The sequence below is a fragment of the Ferruginibacter sp. SUN002 genome (assembly GCF_050611725.1).
Taxonomy (GTDB): Bacteria; Bacteroidota; Bacteroidia; order Chitinophagales; family Chitinophagaceae; genus Ferruginibacter.
The window spans coordinates 1,832,214-1,856,131 of sequence record NZ_JBODJB010000001.1 but is presented as its reverse complement, the minus strand read 5'-3'; the positions used below and the strand labels follow the sequence as shown (position 1 = coordinate 1,856,131).

Sequence of the window (23,918 nt, the reverse complement as noted above, 5' to 3'; positions counted from 1 at the left end):
CTTTTAGAATATGTTGCAAATATATAAATTTATTTGCTTTAAGAGCTAAAAGCTTACGCTTTTTGCTTATTTAACGATTTCAGTTACCTGACCAGCACCTACTGTACGGCCACCTTCACGAATCGCAAATTTCAACCCTTTTTCCATTGCGATCGGTTGAATCAATACTACTGATAAGTTAGTGTTATCTCCTGGCATAACCATTTCAGTACCAGCTGCTAAAGTAACTTCACCAGTTACGTCAGTTGTACGGAAATAGAACTGAGGACGATATTTGTTAAAGAATGGAGTGTGACGTCCACCTTCTTCTTTGCTTAACACGTAAACTTCACCTTTAAATTCAGTGTGCGGAGTGATAGAACCTGGTTTGCAAAGAACCATACCACGACGGATTTGAGTTTTCTCAATACCACGTAATAAAAGACCTGCGTTATCTCCGGCTTCACCTTCGTCCAATAATTTTTTGAACATTTCTACACCTGTACAAGTTGTAGCTAAAGGTTTTTCCATTAAACCAACGATTTCCATTGCTTCACCAACTTTGATACGGCCTCTTTCGATACGACCAGTAGCAACAGTACCACGACCAGTGATTGAGAACACGTCCTCAACACTCATCAAGAATGGTTGATCAACTAATCTTGGAGGAAGAGGAATGTAGCTATCAACTGCATCCATCAATTCACCAATTTTAGCAACCCATTTTTCTTCACCAGCTAAAGCACCGGTAGCAGAACCTTGGATGATCGGTGTGTTATCACCATCGAAACCGTAAGAAGTTAACAACTCACGAATTTCCATTTCAACTAATTCTAATAACTCAACGTCATCAACCAAATCAACCTTGTTCATGAAAACAACGATTTGAGGTACACCTACCTGACGAGCAAGAAGGATGTGCTCTTTAGTTTGTGGCATTGGACCATCAGTAGCAGCAACTACCAAGATAGCACCGTCCATTTGAGCAGCACCAGTGATCATGTTCTTAACATAATCGGCGTGACCCGGACAATCCACGTGAGCGTAGTGACGAGTAGCAGTAGCATACTCTACGTGAGCTGTATTGATCGTAATACCCCTTTCTTTTTCTTCAGGAGCACCGTCGATATCATCGTAATTTTTTTTCTCCGCCAAACCTTTTTTTGACAAAACATCGGTTATAGCGGCTGTAAGTGTTGTTTTACCATGATCCACGTGACCAATAGTACCAACGTTTAAATGGGGTTTATCCCTTTTGAAAGACTCTTTTGCCATTGTTTAAATTTTAATATTTGTTTTGAAATTGGTTGTCGTTTTAAGTCTGTAACCATCGACTTTTATTTTACAAGCTTCGCAACTTTGATCATCATCGTTGTGTCACTCTCTTGTACTGTATACCGTTGTGCATCTATGTTTAAAAAGTTTAAAAGGTTTATTATGTTTCAAAGGTTAGTGAACCTATTAAACTACTGAAACCTTTTCAACTTTATTTAGAGCTGTTGATGAGAATTGAACTCACGACCTCTTCCTTACCAAGGAAGTGCTCTACCCCTGAGCTACAACAGCGTTTAAATGTTTAAAACGTTAAACGGGTCTAGCAGGTTTCAAAGGTTTTTAGTCCTTTAAACTTTTTCAACCTCTCAAACATTTTAAACGCCTAACTCAATGAGCGGAAGACCGGGCTCGAACCGGCCACCTGAAGCTTGGAAGGCTACCGCTCTACCAAATGAGCTACTTCCGCTAATAAATTTGTTGATGTGCTGATTTGCCCATGTGCTAATGCAGAACATCATAATTTTAAAAGAACTAAACAATTAGAACATCAGCACATTGGCTAATTAGCAAATTGTTTTGTGGGCAGTGGTGGATTCGAACCACCGAAGACGAAGTCAGCGGATTTACAGTCCGCCCCATTTGGCCACTCTGGTAACTGCCCCCTTGAACAATCTTCCGGAGACCGTCAGACATGTTTCTGAGCCGAAAACTGGAGTCGAACCAGCGACCTACTGATTACAAATCAGTTGCTCTACCAACTGAGCTATTTCGGCATTTTTCTATTAAAAAGAACTCCTTCAAAAAAAGGCATACAAATGCTCCTTCATTTTTCGGGATGGCAAAGGTAAGTATATTTGATTAATAGAAAAACTTTGTAAAAGATTTTTTTACACGAAAAAATAAAAATGTGAATAATCGGAAAAGTTGGTAGTTGGACGTTGGTAGTTGGACGTAAGCAAAAGCCTATTTTTAGCCCCTACAGAATATCTCGGAAAGTCACAGAATAGCAAAAAAAAGTCCCGCTAAAGCGGGACAATATTTCTAAGCGGCCAATCTTTCTTTTTTTCGTTTGATCTGTGTTATTACTGATGTTAGCGCCTCATCAAAGCTTTCTTCAAATGATTTGGAAGAATGCTTTACAAAAAAATCGTACTTCGGAATATGTACTTTGATCTCAGCTACTTTGTCTTTGATATTGTGTACTACATTGTCCAACTTTAAATACACATCTACTTTTGTGATACGGTCATGAAATTGAAATAGTTTTGAAAGTTTTTTTTCTACATAGTCTACTAATTTAGAATCTGCATCGAAATGCACTGTTTGAATGTTTACGTTCATAGCAATCTTAATTTTAAATCTGTGAAAAAATAATTTGAAAGTACTAAGTAGATATTTTATACCATAAGCATTTTTTAGGATTCAGAGATAGGATTTCTTAAATACAAGTTAGTTTTTCTGGCTGGTATTTCCAAAAAAAATAACTGCATTCTTTATATAAACAGAATATTTAAAAAATTATTGTAAAACGGTCTGATTTTTAGGCTTTTGGATGAGCCTTCTTATATACATCCTTTAACTTTTCGATGGTGTTATGGGTATAAACCTGTGTGGCTGCTAGGCTGCTATGTCCCAGCAATTCCTTTACTGCATTAAGATCTGCGCCATTGTTCATAAGATGTGTGGCAAAAGTATGCCGAAGCACATGGGGGCTTTTCTTATCAATAGTAGTTCCGCTTTGATCTAGGTATTTTTTTACTACAGTATAAACATATCTTGGATAGAGTTTCTTACCCTTGCTATTTACTAATACAAATTCGCTATCGAATTTTTCAAATGCCGTACGCTTATCTGCAATATATACTTGCAATGCCTTCATCAACTCACCACTTGCCGGCAATACCCTTTCCTTGTTTCCTTTACCAAGCACCTTAATACTGCTATTTCCGGCATCAACCTGTAATTCTTTTAGGTTCACCAGTTCAGCCAAACGCATCCCGGTATTATAAAATATCTCCAGTATTAATCTATGTGTTTTCCCTTCCCAAGTATCCGGAAATTCTACATAAGTAAATAAGGTACCTGTGTCTTTTTCTTCCACGAATTGTGGTAATCGTTTGCTTATTTTCGGAGATACAATGGTCGTCATAGGAGTTGTTTGCAACACCCCTTTTTTGAGCTGATATTTAAAAAAAGATTTTAGAGAAGATATTTTTCTGTTGATCGACTTTGATGTCATCCCCCCCTCCTTTAACTGCGCCAGCCAGCTGCGTACAAATGTAGGTGCTATAGCCGCCAAATCTGTAATAGCAAACTGAACCTCAATAAAGTCGAAAAAAGCAATAAGATCGGTCTCGTAAGAGGTAATCGTATGCTGAGAATACCTTTTTTCAAATTTGAGGTAATCCAGGAATGATTGTATGCTTTTTTGGTAGGTTGCAGACATAAAAAAACTGATAACCAAAGTTACTCGATTATCAGTTTCAAATATTTAAAAGGGCAATAGACTTAAATATCTATTTTTCCGCTTGCTATATTTTGCTTGTAAACAGCTTTCAATACTTCAGTTCTACGTCTGATGGACGGTTTTGTGAAAGACTGTCTTTCTCTTAATTGTAACAAAACACGGCTCTTTTCGAATTTCTTTTTGTACTTCTTAAGCGCCTTGTCTATGTTTTCGCAATCTTTAGAATCGATAATTAGCATTTGATATACCTCCTTTGGTAGTTTTTTTTAAGGGTGCGAAGATAATTAAAAATTAAGAATTAAAAATTAAAAATTAAAAATATTTAAAAGAGATGATTTTATCATTAAAAATCAGCTTGTTATGTTTATTGAAATAACATTATCTCCAACGCAAACTAAGCATAATGTAAAAGCATAAACCTGACTTAATTCATAATTCTTAACTCATAATTCTTAACTTGCCGCCCATGTTTACGGGAATCATAGAAAAAACAGGTATTGTAAAGGGAATTACCCTTTCTGGCACTAATAAGACCTTTTTGATAGCATCTGACATATCGGACGAATTGAGCATAGATCAGAGTGTTGCTCACAACGGAGTTTGCTTAACGGTAGAAGGAATTGAAGGCAAAACTCACCGTATAACGGCAGTAAGCGAAACATTGGCAAAAACCAATATGAACGAATGGACCATTGGTACTGTTGTGAATCTTGAACGTTGTTTAGTTATGAATGGTCGATTAGATGGTCATATTGTACAAGGCCATGTGGATGCAACAGCTAAATGTATTTCAATTACAGAAAAAAACGGCAGTTGGGAATTCAATTTCGAATTCGACAAAAAATTTGCAGCATTGGTCATAGAAAAAGGATCCATTACACTCAATGGTATCAGTCTTACTATTTTCAATGTTGATGAAGCACACTTCACAGTAGCTATCATTCCTTACACGTATGAGCATACAAACATGAAAAGTTTGCAGGAAGGTGACCTTGTAAATATTGAGTTTGACATGATCGGCAAATACGTTGTTAGAAGCCTGACCTTAAACAAATAAATTTTGCATAACAATAATTTTAATTTTTTACGGTTAGTCGGAGCAATACTTGTAATATTCTCTCATTCATTTTATATCACCGGTGAAGATGCATTGGAATCAGTGAATCTTTTAACACACAACCAATTTGAAGCATCTGCATTTGGCTTGTGTATTTTTTTCTTCATCAGTGGTTTTTTTGTTACGAAAAGCGCAATCGATTCTGAAACAGTTTTACTTTTTTTAAAGAAAAGATTTCTTCGCATTTTCCCTGCTTTAATTACATTGGTTGTACTGAGCGTTTTTGTAATGGGGCCAATTATTACGCAGCTAACTGTAAAAGAATATTTTTTGAATGTAGAAACATGGAAATACCTGACCACTATATCAGGCTTTAAAATTCAAATGAACTTACCGGGTGTTTTTACCGATAACCATTTCAATGTAAATAGTGTCAACACTTCATTATGGACCATTTCACTTGAGTTAAAGCTCTATGTTTCGTTGATCATTCTTGTTACATTACTTAGAAATAAAAAAGTACTTAAGTATGCAATGCTATCCCTCTTGCTTACTTGTTATACAGTATTAGCTTTTAAAACAACGATGGATTATGTGATCACAATAAATCTTGTGAGTGTTTTTTGTTTGGGCAGTTTTGTCTATCTGGCAGAACTAAATAAAAAACAGGTATGGATATCGTTACTAACAATAAGTATTGCTTATGTTTTTTTAAAATTGACCAATCCTTCACACTTCAACCCAGCCTTTCTGCTATTGCCTGTTTTATCATTGCCGGTATTCTTGATTGGCTTCTCACAAAAGATCAAATTAAGGATCAATCATGATATTTCTTACGGCATTTACATTTTCGCCTTCCCTATTCAACAGATCATTTATCAAATAGCTGATTATAATATTTCTACTTTCCCTCTCTTCTTCTTTACCCTACTAATAACTATTCCACTTGCATTTGCTTCGTGGATCTTTATTGAAAAGCCATGCATACAATTGAAACACAAAAAACTTCCTTTATTTGGATAAGTGTTTATGAAAGATCCCTGCTAAAGCCATTACCGTTAATATCGGCATTAGCAACAGAAAAAAACGATTGTGATAATCGTCGAATTGGAGAGATACCGCTAAGGCAAAAAAGAATATTGAAGATAACATAAACACTAACAGTGGCCTTCCTAACACTGTCCTTATCTTATTGAAATAAAAAATGATCAACAAATACATACAAGCAACGGGTGCTAACAGAAATAGATTGTGTAGAGTAGAATAATAGTTTCTCACTAAAAAAAAGAAAGCCTGTAAACGCTTTGTTGCAAGCATTATAAAGTGTGAAAAATTATGTGTGATATAAAATATAAGTTGATATAGTTGATTTCGGCTATCCGATAGAATGATAGCATTATTGACCGGATAATCATCTTTATCAGCAATAATAATATCCGACTGCAGAGCTTTTTTCATATCCCAATCAGCAGTGGTTGTAAACACAATTTGCGACACTTCATTGATCAATATACCCCCTGCTATTAACGTCAACAGAAAAAATATTTTTTGTCTGCCGACAAGATGAAAATAGATGAACATAGCAACTGGAATGATGAATAACACCCCCATAGGCCTGGTAAGAATGAGCAAGGACAGCACTGTTGATAATCCAAGCAGATATTTCAATGAAAGCTTTTTATAGCTTATCAGAACTGCACATAGCAACATTACAAGGCTATAGAAAATTCCTTCTGAGTAAAGCGTAACCGTCCAACGCTGATAAGGCCAGAAAACCATAAGAAAGATGACAACAAGAACTGCAGGCAATTTATCCTTGAAGAGTGTATTCAAAGATTTATAAAACTTAAGATAGCATACCAGATTAATGAACATGACCATAAACACTGCACCATGCAAACCTATTTTAATGAGATTACTAAAAACGATCAGCAAAATAGTTGTTGAGTAAAAAATATATCTGTGTTGAGTGAATCCATTATTCGTTACGAACAAATTTGCTTCCCTGATATATTTATTTGATTCTCCCTGAAAATCAAACCCAAAAACAGCGATCCAAATCAATTGAAAAATCACCCACGCAGTAATGACAACGTAATGATCTTTTTTATTGATAAAACTGATGAATGAGTTTTTCATTATTCTGTCCTAAATTTTTTGGAACCGCTTTTTTATATTCAAAAAATATTTCTCTATCGTGTAATAAGATATTAAACCAAATAAAATAGAAAGACCCATAGTAATGGCAATCAATACCCCCAATTGAAAATTAGTCGTAACATCAAATTCTAAAACCTCTGTACATATTTTTATCGCAAAGACAATGGCGAAAATATGAAAGAGATAAATTCCGTAAGATATCTTACCTAAAAAAGATAACCAGCCTGCACTAAAGTTTATGATGGATGTTTTTTTATACGTTGCCGCAGTGAGTATGCAAAGTATCAGAAAAGCTATGTATTCATCACGGCAAAAAGGGATATATATATCGTAGTAAAGACTAAACAACACAACCAGATACAAAATTGCCTGTACCAGAGGTGATTTAAAAATAGAGAGCCATTGTTTCTCTTCGAAAAAAGCATATGCAAAAAGCCCTCCCAAAGCGAAGGTTGAAAATCTTGAATACTCAATATAAGTGGCAATTTTTAGTAGCAGTGATACAACAAATGAAGATTTCATCTGCACCCAGTTCTCATAAAAAAAATCATGCGTAAAATTTAGTATGATAGCACCAACCAGTATCCCTATAAATAACTTTTTGGTAAACTTAGGAATGAGAAAAAAGATAAGTCCCCATAAAAAATAAAACTGCATTTCAATTCCAACAGTATAAGTTTGATGTATATACGGGGCCGTTGGAAAAAAGTGCGGTTGAATATGTGGTAAAAATAAAAAATACAATAAATTACTCTTTGTATAATCGGCTTGCAGATATTCTGCTGTAAGTTCGGGAATATCGAAGAAAGGAAGTTTTAATACCACCAGCAATGCCAGAATGATCAATAGATAGTAGGCTGGCCAGAGTCTTAATATTCTTCTCAAGTAAAAATCCTTCAGGGAAACAGTCGCATTTTTTTTAAACTCTGCCAGTAAGAGGTATGTTATCAGAAAACCGCTACCGGCAAAGAAAAACTGTACGCCATAGTAAGTAATAATTTCCTGCAAAGGGAAAGTCATTTCCGTCAATCCGAAATTTTCTTTGAACGTAAATAAATGAAGCAGAATTACAGTGGTGATAGAAATAAATCGTAGCCCGTTGAATCCGTGGAAGTTTTGTTTTGTATCCATATCAGTGCTACAAAGTAATATCTTTTAACCGAAATATTAAATAGCTTTTCCTTTCATAGCAGAAGACACTGCAACATCCATCATTCGCTCGGCATATGGTCTGGATATTTCATTCAGTTCTTCGATCTTTGTATGAATAAGATTTTTGTCCTCCATTGTAATGGCTAATTGTAATGCCTGCATTGCTGCTGCCGTTTGCAACATTTCATCTTTGGTAAGATGTGACGCATTTTTATGAATGAATTTTTCAGTTGTCTGTAACAACTGTTCAGCTTCTGTTCTGGCTTCTACTAATGCTCTTACGGCAATATCATCTTTGGCATGTGTAATAGAATCGAGTAACATTTTTTCTACATCTTCATCTGTTAATCCGTATTGTGATTTTACTTCAATGCTCTGCTCTACTCCGCTGCGAAGCTCTTTTGCTTTTACGACAAGAATACCATCTGCATTGATCAGGAAGGACACTTCAACCTTTGGTAACCCTGCAGGCATACCCGGAATACCTGTTAAATTAAATTCAGCCAATTTTCTATTATGTTGTACAAGATCTCTTTCGCCTTGATAAACCGAAATACGCATACTGCCCTGCCCATCTACCTGAGTAGTATATTGACGTCCGACTTTATTCGGAATTTTCGAATTACGTGGTATCAATACATCCATTAACCCTCCGGCAGTTTCAATACCAAGACTCAATGGTGTAATATCCAACAACAATACGTCTTTGTTATTTCCGGCAAGAATATCCGCCTGTATGGCTGCACCTAAAGCAACAACCTCATCGGGATTAACTGTATCATTAACCGGCTTACCAAAGAATGAGCTGATACTTTCTTTCACTAAAGGCACTCTGGTACTACCTCCTACCATTACAACCACATCTATATCATTAACAGATAATGCCGCATCTTTTAAAGCATTTTTACTGCATACGATTGTTTTATCTATCAATGGTTGAATCAATGTATCAAAATCTTTTCTTGTGATCAGTAATGTATCACCATTTAATTCGCCATCAAAAACTTCATTGAATGATAAATGTTTTTTTGCTTCCTCTGCTTTTAAGCGTATGGCTTGTGCAAATTCTTTGTTCAGTTTTAGTTCATCTTCGTTTATACCTGACTGTTGCATCCAAAACTGAACAATGGCTCTGTCCATATCATCGCCACCAAGATAAGTATCACCATTGGTTGACAACACTTCGAATATGCCATTGGAAATTTTCAGGATCGAAACATCAAAAGTACCTCCACCAAGGTCATACACTGCAATTGTCTTCTCCTCTTCCTTATGTAATCCAAGTCCGTACGCCAAACTTGCAGCTGTAGGTTCATTTACAATTCTCAAAACATCTAGTCCTGCTAATTTACCGGCATCTCTTGTTGCCTGCCGTTGTGCATCATTGAAATAAGCAGGAACGGTTATCACTGCTTTATTAACAGGGGTCTTTAAAATATGTTCTGCTCTTTGCTTTAATTCTTTCAGAATAAAAGAAGAAAGATCTATCGGAGAATAAAATTTATTCCCAACCTGCACTTTTACCAGATTCTCTGTTCCGTCATCTATCACTTTATAGGAGAAAAAAGAAGCATTCTCCTTTATATCCTGATATGATTTCCCCATTAATCGTTTTGCAGAGAAAATAGTATTCTGCGGTTGTGAGATCAGATATTTCTTCGCTTCTTCACCAACAGTAATATTACCTGTTTCATCAAAATGCACCACCGATGGTACCAATGAGCTGCTATTGTGTTCTTTCAAAACAACCGGTTGTTTTGTATCGGGATGAATAATAGCAACCAAGCTATTGGTAGTTCCCAGATCTATCCCTACAATTATTTCTTCTTGTTGCAAACTTCCTGTTGCTATATTGATCGCAATTTTAGCCATTATTGTTTTTCCTTATTTAAAGTGCAAAATTAGCCCCAATCCCCTAAAGGGGAAAATAAAAAAGCTCCGGTAAAACCGAAGCTTTTTGTGATGTATCCTTTTTGCTTAATAATTTCTTGCTTTCAACTCTACTCTTCGGTTTTGAGCTCTTCCTGCAGCTGTTTTATTATCTGCTATCGGATCTTCCTGACCATGACCGGCTGCTACCAATCTATCTTCAGTAATTCCTTTCGATTTAAGGTAGTCGACTACCGCTTTTGCTCTACTTTCACTCAGCGTTTGATTTTTATCCGCTTTACCGCTGTTATCAGTATAGCCATCAATATCAAGATTATAAGTAGGATTTTCTTTCAAAATTTTCACTACTTCATTCAATGATTTAAACGATTTGGGCAACAATTTTGCGCTACCACTTGCAAAGAAAATATTTTTTGCAGCTACATTGATCTTGTCTACTACCGCTTTTGCTATTTCAGGACAACCATAGTTAGCAGCGATGCCTGCTTCGCTTGGACATTTATCTTCTTCATCATTGATACCATCGTTATCTGTATCCGGTACAGGACAGCCTCCATAACGGGCAACCCCTGCAACAGTAGCACATTTATCGTTCTCATCATTGATACCGTCTCTGTCAGAATCCGGAATAGGGCAACCATTGTATTTTGCCAAGCCTAAGATGCTTGGGCATTTATCATCAGCATCAGTAATACCATCACCATCGGTATCAGGACAACCTTTTAAGGTGGCCAGACCTTTTACATCCGGACACAGATCATCAACATCTAAAACCCCATCACTATCGCTGTCTTTTGGAGCTTCTACTACCGGAGCAACCGGCAGCGGTTTTTTAGGCTTCGGTTTTGCTTCATATAACGGACCTGCAATTCCAAAGCTGTGATAAAAATGATACGCTACATTTTCGGTAACGGGCATACGATATTGAGAATTCAATAACACATAAGCGTTATCAAACAAATTTACCTGTATACCTACACCTGCAGGGATAAAAGCGCCATAAAAATCTTTATACTTTGATGCTCCTACACCCAATGTAAGAAAAGGTGATACCCAATACTTATCTGAAGTAAGTTTCAAATTAGCAGTAGCTGCTAATTCCAATAAAAGATGTTTTGTTACAAAAGAACTTTTATTGGGGATTGGGTAATCAAGAAAAGAACCCGACAATGTTGTAGCAAGATCGGCATGATCACTCAACCCTTTTATGTAACTCACGGCAAAACCCGGAGCCATTCTTGATGTTTTAGACCATTCGTTATCCTTCAGCACTTCACTAAGGCTGGTTGCACGGATCTCGGAAGCAGTTTGAAAATCATCATAAAAGAAGTGAACACCTATAGAAGCAGGCTTTTTATATTCATTCTGAGCAAAGGTGTTAATGCATAACACGAACGCTGCAAAAGACAGCATAATTTTTTTCATATGAACCATTAGTTTAGTATGTGACAAAAATAGTAGCTTGAAACGAAAACTTAAAATTATTTCCTATTTGAAATGGCAAACTTTTCAACAGTTTATGACCAAAAAAAACGAAAGAATAGTTGCAATCGATTGCACTAATATTTCCCCTTGGGTAAAACTTCCACTTTTACCCTTGTTAAACCAGACTTAACAAAGCCTAGCTTTTGAGCTGCTGCTATAGTAAGATCCACCACTCTGCGTACTTTTGGATGAATCCGGTCATTTACTTTTACTATTACAGATTTGTTATTTTTAAGATTGGTAACTCTTACCCATGTACCTAACGGTAAGGCATTGCAGGCACAAGTAAATTTTGTTTGATTAAATATTTCGCCACTGGCGGTTTTTCTTCCATGAAACTTATTAGCATAGAAACTTGCCTGACCATACAATACTTTGCCGACTGTTTGTTTTTTGGATTGTTTTTGTGCAAGGATACTTCGAGAAAAAGACATCAATAACAACAGCATCAAAATACATTTGAGCAACGGCAATAGAAAGATTTTGCTGATACTATTATTCATGTAAAAAAATTAACAAGCTTATTTATCGTTAAAATATTTCTCTCTCAGCGCTTTGTCTTCTCCGTAAATATCGTCATAAAATTTAATAACTCCATTATTTCCTTCACAAGTAAAATAACGAATGAATAGATCAACGCCGTTCTTTACATCCATACGTTTTCTTTGTTTTGCTGCCAACCATGTTTTTATCGAATCAGTATTATATCGCAAGGTATCTCCAGGTTTTCGGCTCATACTATCGTTCCTTGCAATGTAATAAGCTAGTTTTTCCCATTCCTGTACACGAACACAGCCATGGCTGAATGCTCGTGAGGAGTTTTTAAAAAGATAACGTTGGTTCGTGTCATGTAGATAAACTGCAAATTCATTTTCAAAATTAAATTTAAAAACCCCCAACGCATTATCATCGCCACTTCCCTGCATGACTTTGTATGGGATTCCTTTAGAATATTTTGCCCAGTTGACACTACTACCGCTAACCGTTTCGCCTTTACTGTTTACCAGATGTAATCCTAATCTTGATAAATAATTAGGGTTATTTTTCAGCTTGGGCAGATACTGTTTAACAATAATGCTATTAGGCACTGTCCACGTTGGATAAGTGATCATATCAGTAATATGACTGTTCAGCAAAGGTGTACGGGTTGATGGTTTACCGCAAATAACTTTCGATTCCAATGCAAGTGTATCATGATCCCAAACCTCAAGGTAATAGCCAGGCAAATTCACCCAAATATATTTCTCCGGCATTTTGGCCGGGAGTTGCTTATAGCGGTCAAGTGTAATGGCAATACGCTTGAATTTTTCTGCGTCAGAACTATTCATCAATCTTATAAGTGAAGAAGATATAACTCCATCTTGTTTAAGTCCTTTTAGTTTCTGGTATTTTTTAACTGCAGCATTCAATTGTAAAGAATCGGGCAATTTGTTCACAAAATCAATACAATTACTTTCATTTAATCTGCGTTGAAAGGTTTTAATAAAAGCAAGCGAATCTTTAGTATCTTTTGATTTGTAAGGATATGTTACATAAGTGTAAGTGCGCCTGTCCATACTATCGAGAAACCGTTTGATGCCTTGCTTTAAAGCGATATAGCCCTTATGCTGTGGTTCAAATGAATTAAGTACTGCTGAGAAGTTTCCTGTTGAAAATATTTTTTTAACGGCATCCACATATACATTTTCTACGATTGTAGTATCGGCATTTAAAGAGAGGCTATCTGTTTGCAAACGCCCTACTTTGAGATCTTTCAGAACATGTATCAATCCATCTGTAAACATCAGATCAGCAGTTGCCCAAAGTGTTGCATTCATTCGTTTCAACGAATCTCCATCTAACTGTGACTTTAATGACTGTAAATTTTTAGCATGATAATCTTTAGGAAACAATCCGCTCAATTCCGCATGTTGAATAAATTGAAATAATGAGTCTGCCAAAGGTGCCCATTTTTCTTTTTTGCTCCATACGTTTGAAAAATCGTTGCTTTTATAAAATGCATTTACCAAAGATGTCAATTGTAGTTGGATCGTGTCGTTGATCTTACCTCCGTTTGCAAGTGCTGACCGAAGAGCAGCTTCAATATTTTCAGCTGTTTTAACATCAATCTTATCAGGATTGGTCACAATATTTTCTTTCTCCGGCGATGATGTATTATTACTGCAGGCAACAACAAATACCAGAAAAAACAAAAAAAAGAATATTACCGAGGGATTTTTATGATGGTCCATATATCAGGAAAATAAATCTCCTATGAAAGTTTAGTTCATACAAGATAATAAATTCCTTTGAATAGTAGAAATTGTCTTTATGTTTTTAACGGCTTATTTTTTTCTCATACACCAAATATTGCCATGGCGATAAAGCAAAATGCTGTGTATTACCAAAGTTAAAACTAAGGTTATGGAATACATCAGTAAATGTGCCCGACAAATGGGCATCATTGATTGTGCAATCAACTTTTTCTTTACTTAGATTGAGTAATACAAGCACTTCGTTATTTCCGTTTTTACGTAGAAATGCCAACACATTGTTGTCTGCATTTGATTGCAGGATATAGGTTGTAACAGCCGGGTCTCCTGCTCTTAAAGCCGGATTGTTTTTATGAATTGACAATAATGTTTTATAAAAATCCTCCATTTCAAATTTACCTGTCCACTCTATTACATCTTTATCAAAAAATTTCAATCGTTTATGATTGGGAAGTTCCTGACCACTATATATAAGCGGAATACCATCCCAGGTAAAACTGAATACTGCTAAAGCTTTTGCAGCATCTCCATATTTTTCATACTCTGTGCCGTTCCATGTGTTTTCATCATGATTGGTTGTAAACCATAATTTGATTGCGTTTGCTCCTCCTGCTGTATCATACTGTTGTAAAATACCATCCAGCATTTTTTTATTCTGATCTTTTTTATAGAAGTCTTCTGTTTTATGCATCCACGTCCATGAGTAACATGCATCAAATGCCTGATAGTAATGCGGATTATCGATGGCGTCATTTTCTGCTAACCAAAAAAGTGTTTTTGTTTTTTCCAATGCAGCTCTGGCCTCAACCCAAAAATCAAGCTCAACCCAAAAAGCCAGATCGCAGCGATAGCCGTCAATATCACACTCTTTTACCCAATATTGCATAGCATCGATCATTGCTTTACGCAAACCTTTATTTGTAAAATCAAGCTCAATGATGTCATCCATCCCGCTTGCTCTTTTAAAATCATTGGTTGTGCTGTCTATTTCGTAATACTCCGGATTCGATTTGGTCCATACATGATCCCAACCCGTGTGATTAGCTACCCAATCAATGATCACTTTCATCCCCATTTCATGAGCTTTTTTTACTAACACTTTAAAGTCATCCAAAGTTCCAAATTCAGGATTGATGGAAGTATAATCACTGCAGGCATAGTAGCTCCCCATTGAGCCTTTCATTTCTTTTTTTGAAATTGGGGTGATAGGCATAAACCAAAGCGTTGAAACACCCATTTCTTTTAAACGTGGTAATTCTTTTGCGAAAGCATTGAACGTTCCTTCTTGCGTATATTGACGAAGATTAACTTCATAAACGTCTGTATTATGTATCCAGTCTGCTTTTTTAAATGACATAGTATTGCTTTTTCCTTTTGTAGTTAACTTATTATTGCAGGCAAACAAAAATACACAGGCAATAATCGGTAAAAATATTCTTTTCATGCAAACAATTTATTGTGTAAATATAACACATTAATTTTTAATCCACTTTCACTCACCAATAACTACATCGTGAAATTTGATTAACTTAATAGCATATATCTCATCTCCTATATTGTTAAATTAAGCATACTGATATGCATCAATCAATAAAAGTATTTATTACAGGCGGCACTTTTGATAAAGAATATAATGAACTGAATGGAAGCCTTTTCTTTAAGGAAACTCATTTGCATGAAATGCTTAAGCTTGGAAGAAGCAGACTGGATCTTTCCATAGAAACATTGATGATGAAAGACAGTCTGGATTTTGATGCGGCAGACAGGCAATTGATCGCCAATGCATGTAATGATATTTCCGAAGAAAGAATCCTCATCACCCACGGAACTGATACTATGACTGTTACTGCAAGTTATCTTTCACAAAAATGTACAAACAAAACAATTGTACTCACAGGAGCCATGGTACCCTACAAGTTTGGCAGTTCAGATGGATTGTTTAACCTTGGTAGTGCATTAGCTTTTGTTCAGATACTAAAACCGGGTATTTATATTGCAATGAATGGTAAAATATTTGAAGCCAATAAGGTTAGAAAAAATACCGATAAAGGTGAATTCGAAAGTATTCCTTAACGCTGATCATTATATCCGAATTTTTCATTCAGTGCAAAAACAGCTTCAGCAGAAAAATCATTTTTATGGATCAATTCTAATTGCCCGGCTATCAATCCTTTTTTTGCAGGCAATGTCTCATCATTTTTTCTGAATAAGATCAATGCCTCCTCTTCTTCCGTAAGCGGCAATGTATGCAAGGCCTTTATAACATCTTCCATTTGGTTGATCACGGACATTATTTGATTGGGTATCCATGATGTAATTGGCGTTCCACCTGTTGCTGTTGCATACTTTGTATTGGCCATGATATACTTTTGTACAAATTGCCAGTGACCATTTCTGAAATGATATATTTCTTCGAGTATACCTAACAGATAGCACAAACCGGTTACATCCATGTTCTCAACCAACTTGCCCATCAAGCCTTTGGGATGCACTTCTTTCATGGATCTTTCCAAATCAATAAAAAATGTCTGAATGCATTTTGGACGATACAATCGTAGATCTAACAAGTATTTCGTTAACTCATTTTCCGGATAGTAGAATATCACACCTGAAAAAATATCCTGCATTGGAATTATATCATCCTGTGCTCCCGTTTGTCCACGGAAGGCTTTTGGTTCATCCCATACATGCTCATACATCACTCCATCGCCAAATAAAGCTTCATTACCCTTCACTCCCATTATAAATATTCTAAAATCGTTGTAATGTTGCCATCGTGATGCTTTCCACATCTCTTTTCTACGAAGATTCATTTGCTTCATCGTTTGCCAGTTGGTTTCAAGCAATGGAGATACTGATGTGGTAACACCTCCCTGCAATTGCTGTATCGTTTGCATTACAGTACCAACAAGTTTTGGAGAGAATCGATTGATATCTACATGCAACATGATAAAGCCTACTTCATCAGGCTGCCCTGAAAAACGATTACACATGGTAATATTTTCCCAATTCAGATCGCCTTTTGTATCAAGCTTTTGATAATTACCTAACGAGTAGGCATAATGGTAATCTAACCATGGAAAAACATTGAGCATTTCAGCTACTTTACAAAATGGTTGAGCAATATTGGCAGGTAAAAAATTCCGGGCTTTACCATAGTTTCCGTCTTTTCGGAATTGTTGAAAAGATGGCTCTAACAAATAAGCAGAAGTTAGAAAGCTGTATGATCTGAATAAAGCCTGTATCACAAAAACGTCCGTTTCGGCACTTACATCATCAATAAAATTTTTCAATTCAAGCACCGGTTTTACAATCGCATCAGGAGTATGTAGCAAGCCGTATGAATCGCTATTTAAAACAACCGGCATACAGTCAAGAATATCCTGTAAGGCTTTATACTTTTCGGGCAATGTTACTATGGGAGCCTTTACAGGCAGGAATCCGTTTTCGGCACCGACTTTAAAAAAACCGTCGGTGTAATGAGATAAAATTGGCATAACGATCGTTGTTTAGAAATTCACACAATGAAGCTAAGAAAAAACCATTTACAGTACATCCCGGCAATAAATTTTCGATGATGTTTCAGAGAAAGACATCTTTATTGCATAAACACTATATCTAGCTTACCTTTATAAGATATTTTCGAATACAACAATCAATGAAATGATGATAAAATTGTTCGACAGATACAAGGCCTATATCTCCTTTTTAAAAATCTATCTGATAACAAGCTTTCTGATACGACTTGTTTTATACGTATTATCTTTTCGCAACATCATTTTTTCAGTTTTGCATATTCTGAAAATTTTTTTATTAGGATTTGTGTATGACCTGGGAGTTGGCCTGTTTTTTTTATCTTTTTACCTTCTCTACCTTTTAGCAATACCCAAAAGATTTATTGGTTCAACTTTTGATAAAATTCTAACACATATTATTTTATTTCTAACGACCCTCATTGCAGTATTTGCCTTTTTGGCGGAATTCCCTTTTTGGGAAGAGTTTAATACTAGATTTAATTTCATAGCAGTAGATTACCTTATTTATACTTATGAAGTATTTGAAAATATAAGTCAGTCTTATCCGTTACCGCTTTTGATTACGGGCATTCTTTCTCTCGTTGGACTGTTTATATTTATCTTACATAAGAGAAAAATATTTAAACAAACTTTTGACGACAAGCTACCCTTTCTAAAAAGACTAACTTTTACATTGCCTGTATTTTTAATAACACTAGCCTATTGCTTCTTTATAAAAAACAAACAAGCTGAGTGGAGTACAAATTTGTATGAGAATGAATTGAGCAAAAATGGGGTGTATTCATTTTTCGCCGCTTATCGTTCAAATGAACTGGATTACTATACTTTTTATCCCAAACTTCCGGAAGATGAAGCAATGGGCATTATAAAGAAAGAGTTATTACAAAACAATCAGGAATTTATTTTCTCAAAAGACCCGTTTAGTATAGAACGTAATACTACAGATAGTATTGCTGAAACACAGCCTAACATTGTATTGATCTGCATGGAAAGCATGAGTAGTGATTTCATGCAACGATTTGGTAATAAGCTCAACATCACACCAAATTTAGACCGATTGGCAAATGAAAATATTGTATTCAACAATATGTTTGCAACAGGCACAAGAACGGTAAGAGGTATGGAAGCTCTTACTTTATGCGTACCCCCCACTCCCGGGAATAGTATTGTACGTAGATTGAATAATGATGATATTTTTTCTATTGCTAATATTTTTGAGCAAAAAAATTATACCAATTATTTTATTTACGGCGGAGATGGATATTTCGACAATATGAATACTTTTTTTGGCGGGCAAGGCTTTAAAATTGTAGACAGAAACAGAGGCAACCCTTTATCGGATAACATCAAAACAGAAAGAATAAATATTGAAGATGGCGAAGTGCTATTTGAAAATGCATGGGGTATTTCTGATGAAGATATTTTCAGTAAGACATTAAAAATACAGGATAAAAATCAGGATAAAAATCAGAAGTCGTTTTATTATATCATGACAACTTCCAATCACAAACCTTATACTTTTCCTCCAAATAAAATTGATCTCCCACAAGGAAGCAGAGATGCCGCTGTAAAATATGCAGACTTTGCTATTGGTAATTATTTAGAAAAAGCCAAAACAAAGCCATGGTTCAAGAATACGATATTTATCATTGTTGCAGATCATTGTGCTAACAGTGCCGGCAAATGGGATATCAATATTAACCATCACCACATTCCTGCTATTATTGTAAATATGCCAAACCAAAAATACGAGATCAATAAATTAGTTTCTCAAATTGATCTTATGCCTACTGTATTTGGGATGCTTCATTGGAATTATAAAACGTCTTTGTTTGGTAAAGATGTTAACCTTATGCAGAAAAATGAAGAACGAGCATTGATTGGCAATTATAGAACATTAGGGCTATTATCAAAGAATACTTTCCTCCAAATCAATGATAAAAAACAGGTGACTCAATATTCAGTAGATAAAGGAGAGATGACACTATCTAGTAAAGTTGATGATAGCTTAAAAAAGAAAACGATAGCTTACTATCAAATAGCCAGCTATCGTTTCAACCATAATTTAATGAAGAATAAAAATTAAGGATCAAGCTTATTTTTATTTCATCACAAAACTTTCTAAGAATTTAGTTGTAAAATTTCCTTTCCTGAAATCTTCATTCTGCATTAATTGCAAATGAAAAGGAATAGTTGTTTTGATACCTTCGATCACATATTCGCTCAATGCCCTGCTCATAGTATCAATCGCTTCTTCACGGGTTTGTGCAACAGCTATTAATTTCCCGATCATACTATCGTAATAAGGAGGAATTACGTAACCGGCATATACATGACTATCAACACGAACACCGTGCCCACCCGGGGTATGCAATACCGTTATCTTGCCCGGACTTGGTCTGAAATCATTATACGGATCTTCCGCATTGATACGACATTCGATCGCATGCATTTGAGGATAATAATTTTTACCGCTTATTTTATGTCCGGCAGCTATTTTGATTTGTTCTTTGATCAGATCATAATTCACTACTTCTTCTGTAACACAGTGTTCAACCTGGATACGTGTGTTCATTTCCATGAAATAGAAATTACGATGTTTATCAACCAAAAATTCAATTGTACCAACTCCTTCATAGTTGATAGATGCAGCCGCCTTAATAGCAGCCTCTCCCATTTTCTCTCTCAACTCGGGTGTCATAAACGGTGAAGGAGATTCTTCAACCAATTTTTGGTGACGACGCTGAATGGAACAATCCCTTTCACTCAAATGACAAACACTTCCGTATTGATCTCCTGCTACCTGTATCTCAATATGACGTGGCTCTTCCACAAATTTTTCCATATAGATACCATCATTTTTAAATGATGCAGCAGCTTCTGCTTTGGCGGTATCGAAAGCCTTTTCAATTTCTTCTTCGCTCCATACTACCCTCATACCTTTACCTCCACCACCGGCAGTAGCTTTTAATATTACGGGATAACCAACAGTTTTTGCAGATTCTATAGCATGCTCAACACTTTCTAATAATCCCTCAACACCGGGTACAACAGGCACCCCGGCTTTGATCATTGTTTCTTTAGCTGTAACCTTATCCCCCATTGCATTGATCATATCAGGCGTTGGGCCAATGAATTTGATCCCATGATCGGTACAGATCTGTGCAAATTTTGCATTCTCTGCAAGAAAACCATATCCCGGATGAATAGCATCTGCATTGGTAATCTCAGCGGCCGCCATGATGTGCGGAATATTCAGGTAAGAATCTGTACTGCTTGGTTTACCAATACATATTGCTTCGTCAGCAAATTTTACGTGTAAACTATTTCTATCTGCAGTTGAATAAACGGCAACCGTTTTAATCCCCATCTCTTTACAGGTACGAATTACCCTAAGGGCAATTTCTCCACGGTTGGCAATCAATATTTTTTTAAACATGGTTTTCAAATGTGCAAATTAGCAGATGTGCAGATGTTCAAATTTCAACTGGTAACATCTGTTACTGCTTTCGCATTTTTTAAATTAATTAAAAAATAATTTAACCTATATTAATTACAACATTGCTGATTCTTCATTAAAATAAGGTCATATAAAAGGCTAGAACTAACGAATTTTCATTTGCAAATTTGCACATCTGCTAATTTGCACATTATTTAAGCAGGTTCTACCAAGAAAAGTGGCTGATCATACTCAACAGGGCTTGCATCTTCTACCAATACTTTTACGATCTTACCTTTTACTTCACTTTCTATTTCGTTGAATAATTTCATAGCTTCAATGATACAAACTACTTTGCCTACTTCCACATCGTCACCAACATTTATGAAGATCGGTTTACCCGGACCAGACTGGCGGTAAAATGTACCGATCATAGGGCTTTTTATTGTAAGTAGATTGTCTGCTTTAGGAGCTGCTGTTTCTTTTGATGCCGCAGGTGCCGCTGCTACAGGAGCTGCTGCCTGTGGTGCCGGAGCTGTTGCGTAAACCGGAGCTGAAGCCACCACATTTTGTGCAGGATCTTTCTTTTGCTTAATCGTAATTTTTGAGCCTTCTTCTTCGATCGTTAACTCACCGATATTACTTTTATTGATAAGCTTTACAAGTTCCTGAATTTGTTTGATATCCATGTTAAAAGATTAAATGGTTTAATGAATTTAAACGGGCTGCTAAGATAGGGAATGATTTATCAAAATTGCAAATAATAAAAAATAAAAAAATTGATTTTTTTGGCCTAAATATGTTAAAAACCATAGAAAATACCCTCAAAAAAACATAAAATACCCTAAAATAGGCCAAAAACAAAATGGGCCGATTTTAAAAAATCGGCCCATTTTTTATGCACATTTTCAGAACTAATCTTTTACTCTCTCAACGTAATCACCTGTTTTGGTATTTACTCTGATCAACTCTCCTTCATTTACAAATAAAGGAACGTTTACAATAGCACCTGTTTCAACAGTTGCCGGCTTCAATGTACGTGTAGCTGTATCGCCTTTTGCACCTGGTTCGCTGTATGTAACCAAAAGCACTATTTTATCTGGAAGCTCTACTCCCATTGGTTGTTCTGTTTCGCCATTGATCAATACAGATACTTCCTGTCCGTCTTTTAAGAACTTAGGAGCATCGATCATGTTTTCCTGTACCGCTATTTGTTCGAATGTTTCGTTATCCATAAAATTATACCCTGTATCATCTTTATATAAGAATTGATACGCTTTTTTCTCTACTCTTACCGGATAAATGGTTTCACCGCTATTCCATGTAAGTTCGATGGTACGACTATTGTCAACACCTTTCAATTTAGCCCAAACTTTTGCTGCTGCACGGGCTGTTTTGTTTTGTCCGAATTCAATTACTGAATACAAACTGCCATCAACTTTGATGACTAATCCTGAACGCATATCTGCTGTAGTTGCCATAACACTTAATTTAATTGGCTGCAAAAGTAAGGTATTTAATCAATTGTCAGAATCAGGATTTTGAGGAGTAGAAGATGAACAGGATTTTATCGATAGGAATTATGAGCACCCTTTTGATTTTTAATGATCTAATCCGGAAGATCCATTAATTCGCAAAATCCTGATTCATTCAATTAAGTATTAACAATCAATTAAAATCCCAATCGCTTACTTTTATCAAATGAAAAAAGTCCTGCTCTTTATTATACTCTTTACAATTGGTAAGATTGCTGCTGCTCAAACAGATACATCGCTCCTATACTTGAAATTCCCTACCGTGGTGCCGTTCTCGATCATAAAAGTACCTGATAGTACAAAATTTACCAAGGCCGACCTGAAGAAGAAAAGGCCGGTTCTGATCATGGCATTCAGTCCGGATTGTGATCATTGTCAGCATGAAACCAAAGAGCTATTGAAACATATCGATCTTTTCAAAAAAGTACAGATAGTAATGATCTCTCCCATTAGTTACAACTATATCCTCGAGTTTTACAATAAATACGAATTGGCCAAATACCCGAACATCACTGTTGGCAGAGATCCTGTATGGTTGATTGGCAGCTTCTATAACATAAGGAACTACCCCGGGCTTTTCCTTTATAATAAGAAAGGAAAATTTGTAAAAGCTTTTGATGGCAGCGTTCCCGTAGAAAAAATTGCTGAAGCTTTATAATCTAATACAGTAAACAATTACCTTTGCACCGCAAATTAATTCTTCAATCAAATAAATAATTTTTACCATGAAAGTAACCGTAGTAGGTGCCGGAGCAGTAGGTGCAACATGTGCCGATAATATTGCCCGTAAAGAATTGTGTACAGAACTTGTTTTATTAGATATTAAAGAAGGTGTGGCCGAAGGTAAGGCGCAAGACATGATGCAGACAGCTGCATTACTTGGCTTTGACACCAAAATTGTTGGCAGCACAAATGATTACAGCAAAACTGCAAACAGTGATGTTGTTGTTATTACTTCTGGCTTACCTCGTAAACCGGGGATGACAAGAGAAGAATTGATCGGCGTAAATGCAGGAATCGTAAAATCGGTTGCAGAAAACATTTTAAAATTTTCTCCAAATACGATCATCATAGTTATCAGTAATCCTATGGATACAATGACTTACTTGGCATTGCAATCTACAGGTTTGTCTAAACACAAGATCATTGGTATGGGTGGTGCATTAGACAGTGCTCGTTTCCGTTATCAATTAAGTACAACTTTAGGTTGCAGCCCTGCTGATTTAAATGCAGTGGTTGTTGGCGGACATGGTGATACTACAATGATACCTTTGATCAGCAAAGCTACCTGGAACAGTGTACCTGTTACAGAATTCTTATCTGCTGAGCAACAAGAAAAAATTGTAAAAGATACAATGGTTGGTGGTGCTACCCTAACAGCTTTAATTGGTACATCTGCATGGTATGCGCCGGGAGCTGCAGGTGCTGCAATGGTTGAAGCAATTGTACGTGACGAGAAAAAATTATTCACTGCATGTGTTGCATTGGATGGCGAATACGGACAAAAAGATATTTGCTTAGGCGTTCCCGTTATTATCGGTAAAAACGGTTGGGAAAAAATTCTTGACTTTAAATTGAACGATGCAGAACAAGCTGCTTTCAACAAAAGCGCAGATGCTGTAAGAAACATGAATGATGTTTTGAAGACATTGTAATTCACTTTCTTTATATAAATGAAAAGCCCCCGATGA

At 36.0% G+C, this 23,918-nt stretch carries 21 protein-coding genes and 4 tRNA genes; 6 read left to right on the top strand and 19 right to left on the bottom strand.

Features of this window, described 5'->3' with window-relative positions; translation table 11 throughout:
* Positions 1-66: 66 nt before the first annotated feature.
* The 8 genes from tuf to rpsU all read right to left on the bottom strand — a co-directional run bounded on the left by tuf (position 67) and on the right by rpsU (position 3,960).
* Entirely contained in the window at positions 67-1,254 is a 1,188-nt protein-coding gene (tuf, locus tag ACQ33O_RS08365) for an elongation factor Tu (RefSeq protein WP_430995116.1), read from the bottom strand.
* Between the two features lie 219 nt (positions 1,255-1,473).
* Positions 1,474-1,545 (bottom strand) — tRNA-Thr (locus ACQ33O_RS08360).
* Between the two features lie 102 nt (positions 1,546-1,647).
* Positions 1,648-1,720, bottom strand: a tRNA-Gly gene (locus ACQ33O_RS08355).
* A 113-nt stretch (positions 1,721-1,833) separates the two neighbouring features.
* Positions 1,834-1,915: transfer RNA gene (locus ACQ33O_RS08350), tRNA-Tyr, on the bottom strand.
* 39 nt (positions 1,916-1,954) lie between these two features.
* A tRNA-Thr gene (locus ACQ33O_RS08345) sits at positions 1,955-2,027 on the bottom strand.
* Between the two features lie 268 nt (positions 2,028-2,295).
* Entirely contained in the window at positions 2,296-2,595 is a 300-nt protein-coding gene (locus ACQ33O_RS08340) for an HPF/RaiA family ribosome-associated protein (RefSeq protein WP_430995115.1), read from the bottom strand.
* A gap of 199 nt (positions 2,596-2,794) precedes the next feature.
* Positions 2,795-3,700: a tyrosine-type recombinase/integrase gene (locus ACQ33O_RS08335; protein WP_430995114.1), complete on the bottom strand. Its 906-nt coding sequence runs from the start codon at positions 3,698-3,700 to the stop codon at positions 2,795-2,797.
* 62 nt (positions 3,701-3,762) lie between these two features.
* Positions 3,763-3,960, bottom strand: a complete 198-nt coding sequence (rpsU, locus tag ACQ33O_RS08330) for a 30S ribosomal protein S21 (protein ID WP_430995113.1) — start codon at positions 3,958-3,960, stop codon at positions 3,763-3,765.
* 227 nt (positions 3,961-4,187) lie between these two features.
* On the opposite strand from rpsU, the gene ACQ33O_RS08325 reads away from it, so the two are divergent.
* The gene (locus ACQ33O_RS08325) at positions 4,188-4,778 is read left to right on the top strand and encodes a riboflavin synthase (protein WP_430995112.1); all 591 of its coding nucleotides are present in this window, start codon (positions 4,188-4,190) and stop codon (positions 4,776-4,778) included.
* Positions 4,779-4,781: 3 nt separating this feature from the next.
* A complete protein-coding gene (locus ACQ33O_RS08320; RefSeq protein ID WP_430995111.1) occupies positions 4,782-5,801 on the top strand; it encodes an acyltransferase family protein in 1,020 nt (339 codons plus the stop codon).
* Here ACQ33O_RS08320 and ACQ33O_RS08315 read toward each other — a convergent pair.
* The 7 genes from ACQ33O_RS08315 to ACQ33O_RS08285 form a co-directional block, all read right to left on the bottom strand.
* Positions 5,790-6,917 carry a hypothetical protein gene (locus ACQ33O_RS08315; protein ID WP_430995110.1) on the bottom strand — a complete coding sequence of 376 codons (1,128 nt, stop codon included), beginning with the start codon at positions 6,915-6,917 and terminating at the stop codon, positions 5,790-5,792. The genes ACQ33O_RS08320 and ACQ33O_RS08315 overlap by 12 nt on opposite strands.
* Positions 6,918-6,926: 9 nt before the next feature.
* Positions 6,927-8,069, bottom strand: coding sequence for an acyltransferase family protein (locus ACQ33O_RS08310; protein WP_430995109.1), 1,143 nt, complete (start codon positions 8,067-8,069; stop codon positions 6,927-6,929).
* 36 nt (positions 8,070-8,105) lie between these two features.
* Positions 8,106-9,962 carry a molecular chaperone DnaK gene (gene dnaK, locus ACQ33O_RS08305; protein WP_430995108.1) on the bottom strand — a complete coding sequence of 619 codons (1,857 nt, stop codon included), beginning with the start codon at positions 9,960-9,962 and terminating at the stop codon, positions 8,106-8,108.
* A 105-nt stretch (positions 9,963-10,067) separates the two neighbouring features.
* Complete coding sequence (locus tag ACQ33O_RS08300; RefSeq protein ID WP_430995107.1) at positions 10,068-11,405, bottom strand: OmpA family protein; 1,338 nt, start codon at positions 11,403-11,405, stop codon at positions 10,068-10,070.
* A gap of 134 nt (positions 11,406-11,539) precedes the next feature.
* Positions 11,540-11,968, bottom strand: a complete 429-nt coding sequence (locus ACQ33O_RS08295) for a septal ring lytic transglycosylase RlpA family protein (protein ID WP_430995106.1) — start codon at positions 11,966-11,968, stop codon at positions 11,540-11,542.
* 18 nt (positions 11,969-11,986) lie between these two features.
* Positions 11,987-13,696: a L,D-transpeptidase family protein gene (locus ACQ33O_RS08290; protein WP_430995105.1), complete on the bottom strand. Its 1,710-nt coding sequence runs from the start codon at positions 13,694-13,696 to the stop codon at positions 11,987-11,989.
* Positions 13,697-13,781: 85 nt separating this feature from the next.
* Positions 13,782-15,161: an alpha-amylase family glycosyl hydrolase gene (locus ACQ33O_RS08285; RefSeq protein WP_430995104.1), complete on the bottom strand. Its 1,380-nt coding sequence runs from the start codon at positions 15,159-15,161 to the stop codon at positions 13,782-13,784.
* A gap of 134 nt (positions 15,162-15,295) precedes the next feature.
* Between ACQ33O_RS08285 and ACQ33O_RS08280 the strand changes: the two genes are divergently transcribed.
* Entirely contained in the window at positions 15,296-15,790 is a 495-nt protein-coding gene (locus tag ACQ33O_RS08280; protein WP_430995103.1) for an asparaginase domain-containing protein, read from the top strand.
* Here the strand turns inward: ACQ33O_RS08280 and ACQ33O_RS08275 are convergent.
* Positions 15,787-17,214 (bottom strand): hypothetical protein, encoded by a 1,428-nt coding sequence (locus tag ACQ33O_RS08275; RefSeq protein WP_430995102.1) that lies wholly within the window; start codon positions 17,212-17,214, stop codon positions 15,787-15,789. The two genes, ACQ33O_RS08280 and ACQ33O_RS08275, sit on opposite strands and share 4 nt — an antisense overlap.
* Before the next feature lie 712 nt (positions 17,215-17,926).
* Here ACQ33O_RS08275 and ACQ33O_RS08270 point away from each other — a divergent pair.
* The gene (locus tag ACQ33O_RS08270; protein ID WP_430995101.1) at positions 17,927-19,339 is read left to right on the top strand and encodes an LTA synthase family protein; all 1,413 of its coding nucleotides are present in this window, start codon (positions 17,927-17,929) and stop codon (positions 19,337-19,339) included.
* A 15-nt stretch (positions 19,340-19,354) separates the two neighbouring features.
* On the opposite strand, the gene accC is transcribed toward ACQ33O_RS08270, so the two are convergent.
* From accC to efp, 3 genes are all read right to left on the bottom strand, one after another.
* Positions 19,355-20,692 carry an acetyl-CoA carboxylase biotin carboxylase subunit gene (gene accC, locus ACQ33O_RS08265; RefSeq protein WP_430995100.1) on the bottom strand — a complete coding sequence of 446 codons (1,338 nt, stop codon included), beginning with the start codon at positions 20,690-20,692 and terminating at the stop codon, positions 19,355-19,357.
* A gap of 215 nt (positions 20,693-20,907) precedes the next feature.
* Positions 20,908-21,381: an acetyl-CoA carboxylase biotin carboxyl carrier protein gene (accB, locus tag ACQ33O_RS08260; protein ID WP_430995099.1), complete on the bottom strand. Its 474-nt coding sequence runs from the start codon at positions 21,379-21,381 to the stop codon at positions 20,908-20,910.
* Between the two features lie 225 nt (positions 21,382-21,606).
* Positions 21,607-22,173: an elongation factor P gene (gene efp / locus ACQ33O_RS08255; RefSeq protein WP_430995098.1), complete on the bottom strand. Its 567-nt coding sequence runs from the start codon at positions 22,171-22,173 to the stop codon at positions 21,607-21,609.
* Positions 22,174-22,393: 220 nt separating this feature from the next.
* Between efp and ACQ33O_RS08250 the strand changes: the two genes are divergently transcribed.
* Both ACQ33O_RS08250 and mdh read left to right on the top strand, forming a co-directional pair.
* On the top strand, positions 22,394-22,885 hold the full coding sequence (locus tag ACQ33O_RS08250) for a peroxiredoxin family protein (RefSeq protein WP_430995097.1): 492 nt from the start codon (positions 22,394-22,396) through the stop codon (positions 22,883-22,885).
* Between the two features lie 67 nt (positions 22,886-22,952).
* Positions 22,953-23,882: a malate dehydrogenase gene (gene mdh, locus ACQ33O_RS08245; RefSeq protein ID WP_430995096.1), complete on the top strand. Its 930-nt coding sequence runs from the start codon at positions 22,953-22,955 to the stop codon at positions 23,880-23,882.
* Positions 23,883-23,918 lie beyond the last annotated feature (36 nt).